Here is a 15367-nt window from a genome sequence, read left to right on the forward strand (position 1 = left end):
GCCTCGTGGGAAACCACGAGGCCGAGGGCCTTTTCTGTCCTCCGTGGTCGCATTCGGGTGAACAATCGGGAACGATGACGTCATGCCGTCGATCTCCCGATTCCTACCGTGGATACTTCTGCTGGCCGCCGGTGTGGTGGCCGCAGATCAACTCACGAAATGGTGGGCAGAATCGACGTTGACGCCGGGTGAGTCGACGCCGGTCGTCGGCGAGTACCTGCAGTGGCGACTCGTGTACAACCCCGGCGCCGCGTTCGGACTCGCGGCGGAGTACACGTGGGTGCTGACCGTGGTGGCAGCGCTCGCCGTCGTCACCCTCGCAGTGCTGGCGGTCCGGACCCTGACACCCGCCTGGGCACTCGGAGTCGGCGTTCTCCTCGGCGGCACCGCGAGTCACCTCGGCGATCGCCTCCTGCGGGAGCCGGGATTCGCGCGTGGCCACGTCGTCGACTTCATCGCCTACAACGAGTGGTTCGTCGGCAATGTCGCCGATATCGCCATCGTCGGCGGTGCCGCATTCTTGATGATCCTGACCCTGCTGGGCGTGCAGACCCGCCCGCAACCCGAAGCCGTTGCCGCCTGATTCACAATTCGGCTATTCGCAGGCGATGCCGTCGCCGTCACCGTCCATCTGCACGCGATAGCCGGGCTGTTCGGCGTGCAGCGGTGCGGCGCCCGCGGCGCGGACCGCAGCGCAATTCTCGTAGTAGACCGACGCACCGTCCGGCGTGACCGATCCGGGCGCGCTCGTCGGCACCGGACTCTGCGTGGCGGCGGGTTCGGCGCCGCCGCAGCCTGCCAGGATCTCCGACATCGCGTCGTGCTCGGCCTGCGTCACCCACAACCCGTACGCGGCCTTGACCTGAACCTGGCGCGCCACATAGGTGCAGCGATAGGCACGGTTCGGTGGCAACCAGGTCGCGGCATCACCGTCACCCTTGGCTTGGTTCGTCGGGCCGTCGACGGCTTGCAGGTTTCGCGGGTCGTTCGCGAAGTCCGCCCTCGTCCGGGGATCGAGTTGCTGCGCACCCTTCTGCCACGCATCGGACAGCGCGACCACGTGGTCGATCTGGACGGCTTCGGACGTGCCCTGCCCACGGGTGAACGCAATGGTCACGCCCGTGTACACGTCGTGCAGGACACCGGAGACGACGACACAATCGCGGGTGCCTTCTTTGAACTCGACGTCGACGAGGTCGCGGCGCAAGATGTCGTTGCGGGTGTCGCAGCCGTTGTGCCCACCGTCGACGCCGACATCGTCGCTCCACGCCTGACCGAACAGGTCACGGTCGTATCCGGTCTTCGGGGCGCGGCCCTTGATCGGCAGTTCGGTGAGCTGGGTGAGTGCCGCCGACACCTGGTCCTGAGCGATGCCCCCCGGCCCAGGGGTCTCCGGGTTCATCAGCCCGGCGCCCGAGCCGCAGCCGGCAACGGCCAGCAGTGCCGCGGCAACCGCGCTGGCCGCGGTGGCATGGAACGACCCGTGCTGGATGGTCACTCGAAACTCCTCCGTGCGGTTCGACACTGTCAGTGGACTGTCGCATACCCGCCCGGCTCGCCCATCCGAGCGGTCACGATCCGTGCTGCCTGCCACGTGCCGCGTGCGGTAACTACCATGCGGGCGTGGTCGGATACGGAAGGCAACTGCAAGGGCTGGCCATCGCCCTGTCCTCGCTCGCCGGTTTCGTCGATGCCCTCGGTTTCATCACGCTCGGCGGTGTGTTCGTCTCGTTCATGAGCGGCAACTCGACCAGGCTGAGCGTCGGCGTCGCCGGCGGCAGTTGGTCGCAGGCGGCACTGGTCGCGGGGATCGTCGTCTTGTTCGTCGTCGGCGTCGCACTCGGCGGGGTAGTCGCCGAACTCACCGGCCCGGACCGTCGCACCAGAAAATCCGCCGTGCTCGGCACGGTTTCGGTGTTGCTGTTCGTCGGTGCGGTCTCCGCGACGTTCGACTGGACCGAGGTGGCGATCGTCGCGATGACCCTGGCGATGGGCGTCGAGAACAATGTGTTTCGTCGTGACGGCGAAACCAGCGTGGCGTTGACGTACATGACCGGGGCGCTCGTCAAGATCGGTCAACGACTCGCCGCCGCACTGTTCGGCGGACCGCGGTGGACCTGGCTGCCGTACCTCGGGCTGTGGGGCGGCCTCGTCGGCGGCGCGATCCTCGGCGCCCTCGCCCACCACCTGATCGGCCTGGACGCATTGTGGTTCGCGACGGTCGTCGCGATTGCACTGACGGTCGTTGTGTGGCGTCACCCGAATTCCCGGTGATTCGGTACGTGCATGTGAATTTCGGTGGTGGCGCGAGCCACTGATCTTCGTCTCGGCATCGAGGGGCACCGAAACATGCTGCGATGCGGCACCCGCCGTTCACGAACGCACACGATCATTGCGCCGCGCAACGCTGCCTCGGCAGAGTTCGGCGTCACCCCTCGGTTCACCCCTGAATGTCATCCCGAACGTCACCCCACAAGCGGCATAACGGACTTCGCTCGCGTGGCGACAATCTTCGTGACGGCACACTCATGGTCCGGTGCGCGAACACGTATCCGGCGAAAGGAGGCAGCGGTGACCGAAAATCGGGTACCGAAATCTGTCCGAGTTGGGACCATCCTGTGTACAGGAGCGCTGGCGTGGACGGCCGCGATTCCCGTCGCTGCGGAGCCGGTATCCACGAACATTCCTGCGGTACAGATCGAGTCGCACCCTCGGATCTCCGAGTACGTGGCGGTGATCCGCCCCCCGCATACCGGTGAGTACACCGTGACCGTGACCACCGGCAGTGCGGTATCGCTGAACTCGATTCCCGACGGGTGCGGGCCCGGATCGTCCGTGTCCGCACGTGTCGTCACCGTCACCGATCAAGCGCCCGCCGACGCACCCGTGCCGGTCCGGTCGGTGCTCGAATGCGAGGCCGGGCGAATCGAGACAGGCGCGGAGCACCGGGTTGTCCTCCCCGTGAACGACCTGCACTCGGGTACCCGGACCATCACGGTACAACTGCGCGCGGGCCGAACGGTGATCGACCGGGTGGAGTGGACACACGAGCCGTTCGCGGTGTGTGCCCCACCTGCCCCTCTACCGAACTGGTCGCACGACCCGATCGACGACGCATCGACCGGCCCGATGCCTGCTGGTCCGACCGCTCATGCGACCGGTCGTATCGCCGGGACAGCACAGCCCGGGACACGAATCCTGCTGACCGGAACCGATTCCTGTGAGCACCTGATCGAACGACGTGTGCTCGTTCCCGAATCCGGGGAATTCCTGTTCACCGGTCTGATGCCGGGACGCTACGCCCTGCTCGACGACACCGGAATCGTCCTGCGGCACGTCGATTTGTCCGACGAATTCCCATCCGCACACGATCTGGACATCCCGACGGCAGCCTGATCGACTGTCACCGGCGGGCCACCACCTCGGATCACGACAACAGACGAATCTCCCTCGCACGAGCGAGAGCGCTTGCTGCACTTCCGGTTCCGAGCTTTACGTTGATCCTGCGCAACTGCGTCTTGATGGTGTTGTTCGAGACGAACAACACGCTCGCCAGATCTTTTCGCGCGACGCCATTGTCGAGATGGACCAGAATCTCCCGTTCCCGGGCGGTGAGCACCACCTCCCGCACCGAATCGGGAAACACCTCATCCTCAGACTCGTCGAACAGCACGGCACCGGCGGCGTCCGAGAGTGCCCGCCTCGCCTCGGCGGGCACCGTCGTCAGAACTCGCCGATTCCCCAGTTCCGAGGCAAGTTTCGTGGCGCGGCTCCATGCGCGCACCGCGATATCACGATCTGTCGCCGAACAAGCGACTGCCTCGATGAGTAGCGCCTCGAGATGAGCACGCAGCCATCCACTGTCCGGCCACGAAATCCGATTGAGTACGGCACGAGCAACTTCGGGATTTCCGGTGAGCAGTTCCGTTCTCGCCGTGGATACCACGACAACGGGATGACCGGTGGTATCGGCCTCGGCCAGGGCACGAGCGGTATTACCCCTTCCGAGAACAAGATTGAGGTCGATTTCTGCCGCAGTGAGCAAAATGTGCGCGATCGCACCGTGCTGGAACGAGCCTCGATGCCCGTCGACGATCCGGTGCAGACTGGTCAAACCTGCGTAGGCATCACCGGTCGTCAACGCGTACTGGGCATGAACGTAGGCGATCATCCCCCACAGTTCCTCACCCGCCGTCGGCACACCGAGTTGATCGAGGACAACCTCGGCACCGGCCGGGTCGAGCCGGTCCAGGGACGCCAGTGCAGCCGCCACCCGACCGCCCACCCTGATCATGTCGTCCCAGTAGCCCGCGTTGATGCCGACGTGGGATTCGGCGGCAAGCCACTCGTCGACCCGCGCCAGATCGCCCAGGAGCGCCCAGTTCGCCGCAAGGCTACCCGCTGCATTCAGCACCACGAAGTCGTGCCCCGTGGGGAGCGCGTCGCGGTGTGCCTGCTCGAACTGCACGGTGGACTCCGCGACATCCCCGGCGAGCTGCATGCCGATCGCCCATTGGAGTCGAATGGTAGGAAGCTGCGCCGTGACTGAATCCGGTTGGTGCACAAGCATCGATTCCACCAGCGGAACCATCGACTGTGCCCGATCACTCGCCTCGCGCAGACTCCCCGCCAACCTCAACGCGACTGCTTGGACGGTACCGACGTGCAGGGCGTCAGGTGCTTCCGGACGGGCACCGAGGAAGTCCAATTCATCGGGTGTACACGGAATATCGATGCCCAGCATGGGGTTGCCCGCCAGCGAGTTCACGAACAGCGCCTTCCCCGCGGCCAGGCCCGGGTACGCATCGGCCACCGAGTCCGGGACGGCACGCAGCAGTCGCACCAGCAGCTCGAACTCGCCGACGATCAGATCACTCCAATGCTCGTCGAGGGTCTGCGCTGCCACGTCCCACCATCCGGCGTCGACCGCGTAGGAGGCAGCGGCCGCGTGGCGGCCGGCATCCCTGTGTTCCCGTGCGAGGCGCATCAATGCGTCGTCCACATACCCCGGCATGTCGGCACGAGCGATCGCGAGAACCGTTCCGCGTACCGCGGGCGGCCACGACCAATAGCGCTCGGCGCCGTCGAAGGTTCCCAGCACGAGGCCCACTCTGTCGAGCTGTTCGAGTAGCATTTCGGCCGACTCGTCGCCAGCGTGATCGCATGCCGCCCTGGCCGTATATCCCGTCGCCACCGATACTTTCAGCGCGAACCGGCGAGAAGGATCGTCGAGTGCGGACAAACGACGGTCGACGTAGTCGGAGACCACGCGGTCCAGCGCGGGAACCAATCGGCGCGTGGTCGTGACCGGCGCGACCGGCGCAAAACCCAGCATGGCGACTGCCGCGGCCACGAGCGGCGGCACACCGCTGAGTTCACTGCACAAATCCGGTCGCCGTTCGACCGCGACGGTCGAGCCTCGGGAGCGGAACAATTCTTCCGTCTCGTCGACGGTGAAGCACAGTAGCTGCGCATCGAGCACGCAGTGACCGAGACTTCCGGAAGTGAGCGCCGGCGGAAGGGCTACGGCGCCATGCACGGTCACGACCGCGATGGCGGCGGGATTGCGCTCGAGCAGATCCAGAATTGCCGACACCGCGAACGGCGCATCGGCCGGATCGACTCCGTCCACGACGACCAGACTCGGTGCGTCGCCGGACAGTTCGATCGTCGCGGACTGCGTGGCGTCGGCCCCATCGAGCCAGATCACCGTGCGTTCGGCCGCGCCACCGCGATGCAGCCAGCTCGCCACCAGCGTGCGCTTGCCGAATCCGTTCGGCGCCTGCACAACTGTCAGGCTCCGCTGTTCGTCGAGCATGCGGAACAGTCGCGGCCGGGGCATCGCGTCGATTACCGATCGTGGAGTCGGCACACCGGTTCGGAAGACTCGAGCGTTGATCACGGGGCGCGTTCCCTTCGTCGGCTTCTGGCGTCCCCGATCACCACACTACGAATGACCAATATGCCCTATTCGTAAATGGTGGGACATCGAACCGCGCATTCGTGTCGCAGACCACACAACAGTCGAGCCCGCACCGCTGCGCGCGGTACGGGCTCGGACGATGCGGCAGTATCAGCTCAACGCCTTCGCCTTGAGCTGAATGAACTCGTCACCGGTGATCGTCCCTGCGTCGAACAACGACTGCGCTTCGGCGATCTCTCCCGCCGGCGTGCGTCCAGCGACCTTACGGATGTAATCGTCCGCGGCGTGCCGCGCCGTCTCGTGCGCAGCGGTGGACCGCGCAGCCATACCGCGGCCGCGGACCACCAGATAGACGAATGCCGTCAGGTACGGCAGCACGACAAGGAAGATGATCCAGACGACCTTCACGACCGCCGACGTGGAACGGTCGCGGAACAAGTCCGTGAGCACCTGAAACAGAATGAGCAGGTACGCGACGAACGCGAAGACAACCAGCGTGTACCAGAACAGATCCCACAACGAATCCAACAACGTGACAAGCCTTTCCCATGCGAGAAGTTCGACTACCCGCACCCAACAGGACATCCCGACCCACGCCAATGCGTACCCGCCGACCGGGCACCACACCACTCGGGTGTCGCGAAACGAACCTCCGGTGGCGCGATGTGGATCACCAAGCCGGACGGTTCCTCGACGGTCGCGGCCGCAGCTCGCCGGGGGTGACACCGCGTTCCGCACGCACGGCCCGACGCAACTCCGCACTCGAGGCGAACCCGGACGCCCCCGCGATCTCGGTGACGGTGAGGTGCCTGCATTCCTGGTCGGACAACAACATCGTCGCGTGCCGGACACGCATCGTCCGCAGACGAGCCGCGATGGTGGTTCCGTGGGCCGCGAACGCCCGCTGCAGCGTTCGCAGTGGGACCTGAACCTGCTCGGCGAGTTTCGCCGGGGTCAGCGACGAGTCGGCGAAGTGCGAATCCAACACCGCCATCGCCCGCGCATGGACGCTACCTGCGAACTCGAGGGAATCCGCGCGCCGTCCGAGCGATTCGTGGTGCAGCCCGACGATCAGCTCGACCAGCGCGTTCTCCACCCCTCGATTCGGTGCGGCCGCGTTGCGCCGGGCCTGTTCACGCAGCACCGTCACCGCCAGCGCGGTCAGCGCGTGCGTCGACAGGGACGGCCGGGACGGACCGAACGTGACGTCGTCCGTGCCGAAACGGACTCCCCGTTCCTCCAGCCTGCGCCGGTCGAGACGAAGAAGAACCAGATCGGAGCCGCCCGGATCGAGCGATTCGTGCCGGTTCCAGCCGACCTGAACCGCGATCTGCCCGACGGAGACCGTGGTTCGCGCCGTACCGGAATCGATCCGTTGCTCACCGGCGAGCAGCAGGCACAGGTTCACCAGCTCACCGTCCTCGACCGGTCCCGCCAGCGCACGGTGCGGAGTCATCGACACCCGGCTGACGATCAGTGGACCGACCTCGCAGGCCTCCATGACGAAGCGGAAGCGGGTGGCGTCCGGCACCGACAATTCGGTCCGGTTCCCGGCGTCCGACGTCATCGCCCCGAAGCCGCGGTCGCCTGTCAGTTCGATCTTCCGATACAAGCCCGTCCCCATCTCCGCACGACATCGCCGTCGAAGCGGAGATCGAGTAGAGCATCCCGGGCGTCGCGAAGTCGAGGCCAGGAGTCAGTTCTCCGTTGTGACCTTCTGCCCGGCGCTGTCGAGCACCCACCACACGCCGCCCTCACCTTGGCCGTCGACCTCGCCGGGAGTGGTGTCGTCGACGTAGAAGTAGAGCGGCCAGCCGTTGACCGTGAGCTGCTGGGTGCCGTCCGGACCGGGAATCGTCCCGATCTGCCCACCGACGCCCGCGACCTGCGGCGACGACGTGTCGGCAGTGACCGGCGGCCACTCGGTGAGGCACGGCCCGGTACAGGCGCTCGTGCCGGAACCGGGAGTGTCGAGGTCGTAGATGTAGACGGTCATCCCACGGCCGTCGACGACGATGTCGCCGAGTTCCGATCCCGCGACCGCGAGCGCTGCTCCCGCAGCCTCTGCCTGTGTGGTGGGGGCGCTTTCGGTCGTGTGCATGGTTCCGTGGTCGTATGCCCCGCTGTCGGTGTCGGTGTCGGTGTCGGTGTCACCGTCGCCGCAGCCGGCCAGTACCAGGACGGCAGCGAACGCCGCAGGCGCCGCAGCGCGCACGAGTCTGTTCATGGGATCGGGTCCTTACTCTTCGTCGGTGCCCGTATCTGTGAGTGTCCATCCTCCCACCGGAAGGTTCGTCGCGGCCCGGATCGGGCGACGCTGTCCGGAGGTTTCCACCTCGAGGACGTACCGGGCAGGAAAGAATCAGCGGCATGACGAACGAACCGTCCCCCGCCGATCACTATCGCGACCTCGCCGCCAAGCTCACCGCCACCCTCGGAGCCGTACCCACCGATCGATGGAATGCACCGTCACCGTGCGACGACTGGACCGCTCGCGACATCGTGCAGCACATCGTCGACACTCAGCGAGACATCGTCACCAGGGTCGGGCTCGAACTGCCGACCGGACCACTCCCCGAGTCGGACCCGGTCGGGGCGTGGATCGCGACCCGCGATGCGATGCAAGAGATCCTCGACGACCCGGCACGCGGAAATCTCGAATACGACGGCTATTTCGGCCGAACCACCCTCGCCGCGACCGTCGACACGTTCTACACGTTCGACCTGATCGTGCACGGCTGGGACATCGCGCGCGCCACCGGACTCGACGAGACGATCACCGAGGCCGACCTCGACTTCGTCGAATCGGCTGCGGCCGGAATGGGCGCAGCGATCCGCATGGACGGTGTGTGCGGCCCTGTCGTCGACGTGCCCGAGGACGCCGACCGCACCACCAGGGTTCTTGCCTACCTGGGCCGGCAGGCCTGAACGTCACGTTCCGCCGTCGTGCCTGGTCGGCGTCCCGCCGAGCATCATCCGTGTGGTGACACCCATACCGCTGTATGTCCGATTGATGCAGGTACGGTGCAGCCATGCGCGCCCGCCCGTACGCCACCACGAACCCCGCCCGACTCGCCGCTGCCCTGCTCCAGGTCGCGGCACGCAGCGGCTTGGACTCGGCGAGTGTGCGCGAGGTCGCAAGCGAGGCCGGAGTGTCCATCGGCGCTGTGCAGCATCACTTTCCGACAAAGGATGCGATGCTCGCATTTGCTTTCCGGGCGCTCGCCGATCGAGTTCTGGGTCGGCTGAGTAGCATCGATCCCGACATCGATCCCTCCCGAACACTTTTCGCCGCGCTGAGTCAGTTGCTGCCACTCGACGAGCAGCGAGCACGCGAAGCACAGGTGATGGCCGCCTTCACGGTCCGCGCGGCCACATCACCGCCGCTCGGGGCGATCCGCCACGCGATACTGTTCACGATGCGTACGGGTGTGTCCGCGGTGCTCATCCGGATGGACATCCCCGAGCCGGAGACACGGGCCGCTTTGCTGCTCGCTGCCGTCAACGGACTCGCCGTCGATGCGATCGCGAGTCCGGCACTGTATCCGCCGGAATTCCTCACTCACGCACTACACACCCAGATTCAGTTCGCTCTCACCGACGGGTAATGGGACCATTCATTCGGTCGACACCCGAGTGTGCACGTCCCATCACCCGGAACGGGGTTCCGCGATGAACGAGGATTCACGATCTCCACGCGCGGAACGACGCGAGGCCGCGTCGGCATGTGTGCTGGTGTCGATGGCTGTGCCGTTCCTGCTTCCGTCGCGCTACTCACCTGGCACCGACTGGTTGCTGCCTGCGATCGAGGGATGCGTGCTCGTCGCTTTGATCGTGGTCGATCCCGGCCGCATCGACAGGCCGGGCCGCCGAGTGCGGGCGCTGTCCGTCGCGCTGGTCGTCGCGATCGCCACCGGAGCAGCGTGGGGTGCGGCGCGGCTCGTGTGGGACCTACTGAACGGTTCTCCCCAAACAACCGTGGCGACCGATCTGCTGGTGTCCGGCGCTCTGGTGTGGACGCAAACTGTGCTGGCATTCGCCTTCCTGTTCTGGGAACTCGACGGTGGTGGTCCGGTGAACCGGCATCTGCGGCCGCGGGCTCATCCCGACCTGGCATTTCCCCAACAACTCGATCCCGGACTGGCCGCCCCGGGCTGGCGGCCGATCTTCGGCGACTATCTGTACCTGGCACTCACGAACGCGACCGCGTTCAGCCCCACCGACGTGATGCCGCTGGCCCGATGGGCGAAGTTCACCATGGCAGTGCAGTCCCTCCTGTCGGTGGTGATCCTCGGCCTGGTCATCGCCAACGCGGTGAACCTGCTGAATTGACCGGTGTGCCCTTTGGGCCCCTCCAGGGGCCCAAAGGGCACACGGGCGGCATAGGGTGCGGGGATGTCGAAGTCGGTGGCCGAGGACGAGTGGGCGGGTGCCGGACGGTTCGCGCCCAGCCCCTCCGGCGACCTGCATCTGGGGAATCTGCGGACTGCGGTGCTCGCGTGGTTGTTCGCCCGCAGCACCGGCCGCCGATTCCTGGTGCGCGTCGAGGACCTCGACCGGGTCCGTCCCGGGGCCGAGCACCGTCAGCTTGCCGATCTGGCCGCGCTCGGCATCGACTGGGACACCGAGGTCGTCCATCAGTCGCGACGACGTCGGCTGTACGACGAAGCAATCGACCGACTCACCCGTGCCGGGCTGACCTACGAGTGCTTCTGCACTCGCCGGGAGATCCAGCAGGCGACGTCCGCACCGCACGCGCCGGCCGGCGCGTACCCGGGAACGTGCCGCGCACTGTCGGACACCGAACGCGCCGCGAAGGCACCGGGTCGTCCGCCGGCCGTGAGGTTGCGGTCCGAAACGGACTTCTTCACGGTGCACGACGTGCTGCACGGTGATTTCACCGGGATCGTCGACGACTTCGTGTTGCGCCGGGGCGACGGCTCGCCTGCCTACAATCTCGCGGTCGTCGTCGACGATGCGGCGCAGGGCGTCGATCAGGTCGTGCGCGGCGACGACCTCCTCGCCTCTACCCCTCGGCAGGCCTATCTGGCTGCGCTGCTGGGCCTTCCGGATCGTGTGTACGCGCACGTCGCACTCGCTCTCAACGAAGAGGGCAAGCGACTGGCCAAGCGTGACGGCGCGGTAACCCTCGCCGATCAGCGCGCTCTCGGGCATGCTCCGGCCGATGTTCTCGGTCGGATCGCGGTATCCCTGGACCTGGCCGAACCCGGCGAGCCGGTGACGATGCCCCTGCTACTCGACCGCTGGGACCCGGCTCGCTTGCCTCGGCAACCGTGGGTGTTCGAGACGGTCCCCGTCGGAACTGACAAAACCTGGACCACCGGACAGAATTGATCTTCCCTGCGCGACCGCCGGATCGGACGTAGTGTGCGGAACTGTCTGCACATCAGCCCGCCTCCGAGAGGACGAGCCCATGACGACCGGCGGTTTCGACCCGAATCAGGACCCGTACAGGCACGGAAACGATCCCGACCACCCGAATCCGAAGAATCCCCCGGGCGGATACCCGCCACCACCACCCGGGAGCTATCCCCCGCCGCAGGGCAACTACCCGCCACCACCCGGGAACTACCCCCCGCCGCCTCCGGGTAACTTCCCACCGCCCGGGAACTATCCGCCTCCCGGCTATTCTCCGGTCCCGGCGCAGCTGAGTGTGGGTGACGCCATCAGGTACGGGTGGTCGAAGTTCAGCGCGAACGCCGGAATGTGGATCGGCTTCATTGTTGTCGCCCTCGTCATCCAAGGTGTGATAAACATCATCTTCGGCGGCTTCGACACCACCGAAGACTTCACCCTGTGGCGAGCCATCGGCACCGTCGTCAGCGCGGTCGTCGGCTATCTCATCCAGGCCGCGTACGTTCGCGGCGCACTGCACGAGATCGACGGCAACAGGCCCGCGTTCGGTTCTTTCTTCCAGTTCACGAACGTCGCCGCCGTGATTCTCGCGAGTGTGCTCGTCGCGCTCGCCACGGTCATCGGCTTCGTGCTGCTGATCATTCCCGGGCTGATCGTCATGTTCGTGACCTGGTGGACGCTACCGTTCGTCATCGACCGGAACCTCGATGCGATCGCCGCGATCAAGTCCAGCGTCCAGGCCATCTCGTCGAACATCGGCACTTTGCTGTTGCTCGCGCTGGCGTTGGTGGGCATCAACATCGTCGGAGCGCTGCTGTGCGGGCTCGGCCTGCTTGTCAGTGTGCCCGTATCGGTCATCGCGTCGACATACGCGTACCGGGTGACCACCGGGGGTCCTGTGGCACCCTGATCGTGCAGCGTGCGGACAAATCCACCACATCGACGAGTGCTGCACGGCCGATGTACCGTGCAGCATCCGCACGCCCGACGACAAGGGAGACACATGACCACCGGGGGATATCCGCCTCAGTCCGATCCGCACAATTCGGGGGCGTACCCCGCACCTCAGTACCCGGCACCTCAGCACCCCGCACCTCAATACGGTGGTCAGCAGGGAGCCGGGCAGCCGGCGGACTACACCACGCACTTTCCGAACCCGATCACGTCGGGCTACGAGCCCCCGCAGCAGAACCCCCCGCAGTACGGCGCTCCACAGTACGGGGCTCCACAGTACGGGGCGACTGCCGACGGAAACCAGTACGGCGGAAACCAGTACGGCGGACAGCCCGCTGCACCCCAGTACTCGGCGCCACAGAACTCGGCGCCACAGCCCGGACCGCAGTACGGTGCGCCGTCCCCGTTCGGTAGTCAGCCGACCCAGCAGTTCGGTGCACCGTCTCAGCCCGGTCAGCAGTTCGGCGCACCGTCCGCAGACCAGTTCGGGTCACCGCAATTCGGCGCACCGCAGCCCGGCTTCGGCCCGGGGCCGGGGCAACCGGGAGAGTTGCTCCCCCGATTCGGCGCCCGCATCATCGACGCGCTCATCATCGGCGTTCCGTTCGGGATCGTCACGATGATCGCCTCCTTCTCCGGCAGCACGTTCCTGACCGTGGTGCTCGGGTTCCTCACCGGTCTCGCGATGCTCGGCTACGCGGCGTACATGGAGTCAACGAAGGGCTGGACGGTCGGTAAGAAGGCCCTCGGTCTGTCGGTGACCGGCCCGAACGGTGGTCTCCCCACCCTCGAAGAAGCCGCTAAGCGCAATGCCTATCTCGGACTTCAGGCGCTGACCGGGATCCCGTTCCTCGGCTGGCTGTTCAGCTTCGCGTCCTTCGCCGCCTCGATCGGCATCGCCGTCACCATCGAGAAAAGCCCCACCAAGCAGGGCTTCCACGACGTCTTCGCGGGCGGCACCCAGGTTCGCAAGTCCTGATCCGCGTCGCCCCGTCGCAGGCCCCGTCCGCCCGGACGGGGCCTGCGGCATTTTGTCCGCACTTCGCGTTGCTGCGCCACGGATGTTTGGATGTCCGGGTGACAGAGCATGCACCGACCCCGAAATCTCCCGCCGACGAACCTGCGACCGCAGCCGATCATGCGGCATTCGCCCACGTGGCCCGCAGTTACTACCCGGGGATCGTGGCGCTGTTCACGGCGGTGCTCATCATCTCCAATATTTGCGCGACGAAGGGTGTCGCGTTCTTCGGCGACGCCGACGTGGCGATCGGCTCACTGCAGGTCCTGCCGATCATCACCGACGGCGGCTTCTTCCTCTTCCCGCTGGCCTACATCCTGGGCGATCTCCTGAGCGAGGTGTACGGGTTCGCCGCGACCCGCCGCGCGGTGCTGTTCGGATTCGGCGCGGTCGCATTGGCCGCGCTGTGCTTCTGGATCACCGGTCTCCTGCCGCCCGCCGAGTTCTACGAGAACCAGGCGGCGTTCGACGCGGTTCTCGGTGTCGTACCGCGCATCCTGCTGGCCGGTCTCGCCGGCTATCTCGTCGGCCAGTTGCTGAACTCCTACGTGCTGGTGTGGATCAAAGAGCGCACGAAGGAGAAGCACCTGTGGGTCCGGCTGATCGGATCCACCGTGGTCGGTGAGTTCGCCGACACCCTGATCTTCTGCGCGATCGCCGCGGGCGCGATCGGTATCTCCACCTGGTCGGACTTCGCCAACTACGTGATCGTCGGGTTCCTGTGGAAGACGCTGGTGGAGATCGTCGTCATGCCTGTCACGTACCGCGCGATCGCGCATGTGAAGAAGCACGAACCGAGTTACGCGGCCTGACTACGGTCGAGCGGAACCCGAGTAGAACCGCCCGAGGGTGGCTGCTTTGTGCTCGGCGAAGTAGCCGCCCTCGATCGACGCGCGGATATCGTCGACGAGGCGAACGGTGAACCGTTCGTTGTGGATCGTGCACAACGTCGATGCGAGCATTTCCTTCGCCTTGAACAGGTGGTGGATGTAGGCGCGGGTGTAGTTCGCGCACGTGTAGCAGTCGCAGTTCTCGTCGATGGGGGTGAAGTCCCGGCGGAACCGACTGGTGTTGATGTTGAATCGGCCGTCCGGATGGTAGATCGCCGCATTGCGCGCAACCCGTGACGGATTGACACAGTCGAACGTGTCGGCGCCGTGTTCGATCGCGACGAACATGTCGTCGGGTTCGCTGATGCCGAGCATGTGCCGCGGCTTGTGCGCAGGCAGCTCCTCCGTGCACCAGCGCACGATCGTGCCGAGGTTCTGCTTCTCCAGCGCCCCGCCGATTCCGTATCCGTCGAATCCGCGGCCGGACTCGCCGACGACGGATTCGAGGCCGCGGCACGCCTCCCGTCGCAGATCCTCGTATTGCGCGCCCTGCACCACCCCGAACAGCGCCTGGTACGGACGGTGTGCGCGTTCGGCGGTGAGCTTCTCGTGCTCGGCGATGCAGCGCACCGCCCACGCCTGGGTCCGTGCGAGCGACTCCTCCTGGTAGCGCCGCGTGTTCATCAGCGTGGTCAGTTCGTCGAACGCGAACATGATGTCGGCGCCGAGTTGATGCTGAATCCGCATCGACACCTCGGGGGTGAACCGATGCCGCGAGCCGTCCAGATGCGACTTGAAGGTGACGCCGTCGTCGTCGACGTGCGCGAGCCGTTCCTTACCCTTCGCGATGACGTCGTCGGACTGCACTCCGACCGCGTCCATCGTGAGCACCTTCTTGAATCCGACGCCGAGCGACATCACCTGGAATCCGCCGCTGTCGGTGAACGTGGGGCCGTCCCAGTTCATGAAGGTGCCGAGCCCGCCTGCCTCGTCGACGATGTCCGATCCCGGCTGCAGATACAGGTGATAGGCGTTGGCGAGCAACGCCTGAGCCCCGAGGTCCTTCATCGACTCGGGCAGCACCGCCTTGACCGTCGCCTTGGTGCCGACACCGACGAACGCCGGTGTGCGGATGTCGCCGTGCGGGGTGTGGATGGTCCCGGTGCGGCCCAGGCCGTTGTCCAGCCGGGCACCGACGGTGAAGAACGGGTCGGGTGGGGTTGGCGCGGCCTGATCGGTGCTGTGTGGGGCGTTCACCCGACGATT

16 protein-coding genes are annotated in these 15367 nt (G+C 66.1%); 10 read left to right on the forward strand and 6 right to left on the reverse strand.

Going from position 1 to position 15367, the window contains the following annotated elements:
- Positions 1-82: 82 nt before the first annotated feature.
- Complete coding sequence (locus WAX14_RS21420; protein ID WP_422630057.1) at positions 83-583, forward strand: signal peptidase II; 501 nt, start codon at positions 83-85, stop codon at positions 581-583.
- A gap of 12 nt (positions 584-595) precedes the next feature.
- On the opposite strand, the gene WAX14_RS21425 is transcribed toward WAX14_RS21420, so the two are convergent.
- A complete protein-coding gene (locus tag WAX14_RS21425; protein WP_422630059.1) occupies positions 596-1498 on the reverse strand; it encodes a GmrSD restriction endonuclease domain-containing protein in 903 nt (300 codons plus the stop codon).
- Between the two features lie 125 nt (positions 1499-1623).
- Here WAX14_RS21425 and WAX14_RS21430 point away from each other — a divergent pair, with 125 nt between their 5' ends.
- Positions 1624-2274, forward strand: a complete 651-nt coding sequence (locus WAX14_RS21430) for a YoaK family protein (protein ID WP_422630060.1) — start codon at positions 1624-1626, stop codon at positions 2272-2274.
- 297 nt (positions 2275-2571) lie between these two features.
- On the forward strand, positions 2572-3396 hold the full coding sequence (locus WAX14_RS21435; RefSeq protein WP_422630061.1) for a hypothetical protein: 825 nt from the start codon (positions 2572-2574) through the stop codon (positions 3394-3396).
- A gap of 31 nt (positions 3397-3427) precedes the next feature.
- Here the strand turns inward: WAX14_RS21435 and WAX14_RS21440 are convergent, their stop codons facing one another.
- The 4 genes from WAX14_RS21440 to WAX14_RS21455 form a co-directional block, all read right to left on the reverse strand.
- Positions 3428-5842 carry a LuxR C-terminal-related transcriptional regulator gene (locus WAX14_RS21440; RefSeq protein WP_422630062.1) on the reverse strand — a complete coding sequence of 805 codons (2415 nt, stop codon included), beginning with the start codon at positions 5840-5842 and terminating at the stop codon, positions 3428-3430.
- A gap of 231 nt (positions 5843-6073) precedes the next feature.
- Positions 6074-6454 carry a PLDc N-terminal domain-containing protein gene (locus WAX14_RS21445; RefSeq protein WP_422630092.1) on the reverse strand — a complete coding sequence of 127 codons (381 nt, stop codon included), beginning with the start codon at positions 6452-6454 and terminating at the stop codon, positions 6074-6076.
- 139 nt (positions 6455-6593) lie between these two features.
- Positions 6594-7547 (reverse strand): helix-turn-helix domain-containing protein, encoded by a 954-nt coding sequence (locus WAX14_RS21450; RefSeq protein ID WP_422630063.1) that lies wholly within the window; start codon positions 7545-7547, stop codon positions 6594-6596.
- A gap of 72 nt (positions 7548-7619) precedes the next feature.
- On the reverse strand, positions 7620-8150 hold the full coding sequence (locus WAX14_RS21455) for a hypothetical protein (protein WP_422630064.1): 531 nt from the start codon (positions 8148-8150) through the stop codon (positions 7620-7622).
- A gap of 143 nt (positions 8151-8293) precedes the next feature.
- Between WAX14_RS21455 and WAX14_RS21460 the strand changes: the two genes are divergently transcribed.
- The 7 genes from WAX14_RS21460 (at position 8294) to WAX14_RS21490 (ending at position 14083) form a co-directional block, all read left to right on the forward strand.
- Positions 8294-8851 carry a TIGR03086 family metal-binding protein gene (locus WAX14_RS21460; protein WP_422630065.1) on the forward strand — a complete coding sequence of 186 codons (558 nt, stop codon included), beginning with the start codon at positions 8294-8296 and terminating at the stop codon, positions 8849-8851.
- 104 nt (positions 8852-8955) lie between these two features.
- On the forward strand, positions 8956-9531 hold the full coding sequence (locus WAX14_RS21465) for a TetR/AcrR family transcriptional regulator (RefSeq protein WP_422630066.1): 576 nt from the start codon (positions 8956-8958) through the stop codon (positions 9529-9531).
- 64 nt (positions 9532-9595) lie between these two features.
- Positions 9596-10255, forward strand: a complete 660-nt coding sequence (locus tag WAX14_RS21470) for a hypothetical protein (protein WP_422630067.1) — start codon at positions 9596-9598, stop codon at positions 10253-10255.
- 63 nt (positions 10256-10318) lie between these two features.
- Positions 10319-11278, forward strand: a complete 960-nt coding sequence (gene gluQRS / locus WAX14_RS21475; RefSeq protein ID WP_422630068.1) for a tRNA glutamyl-Q(34) synthetase GluQRS — start codon at positions 10319-10321, stop codon at positions 11276-11278.
- A gap of 319 nt (positions 11279-11597) precedes the next feature.
- Positions 11598-12209, forward strand: a complete 612-nt coding sequence (locus WAX14_RS21480) for a hypothetical protein (RefSeq protein WP_422630069.1) — start codon at positions 11598-11600, stop codon at positions 12207-12209.
- A gap of 93 nt (positions 12210-12302) precedes the next feature.
- The gene (locus WAX14_RS21485) at positions 12303-13232 is read left to right on the forward strand and encodes an RDD family protein (protein WP_422630070.1); all 930 of its coding nucleotides are present in this window, start codon (positions 12303-12305) and stop codon (positions 13230-13232) included.
- Between the two features lie 98 nt (positions 13233-13330).
- On the forward strand, positions 13331-14083 hold the full coding sequence (locus WAX14_RS21490; protein WP_422630071.1) for a queuosine precursor transporter: 753 nt from the start codon (positions 13331-13333) through the stop codon (positions 14081-14083).
- On the opposite strand, the gene tgt is transcribed toward WAX14_RS21490, so the two are convergent.
- The gene (gene tgt / locus WAX14_RS21495; RefSeq protein WP_422630072.1) at positions 14084-15358 is read right to left on the reverse strand and encodes a tRNA guanosine(34) transglycosylase Tgt; all 1275 of its coding nucleotides are present in this window, start codon (positions 15356-15358) and stop codon (positions 14084-14086) included.
- Between the last annotated feature and the right edge of the window lie 9 nt (positions 15359-15367).

It is taken from the genome of Rhodococcus sp. (in: high G+C Gram-positive bacteria) (genome assembly GCF_049299235.1).
Taxonomy (GTDB): Bacteria; Actinomycetota; Actinomycetes; order Mycobacteriales; family Mycobacteriaceae; genus Rhodococcus.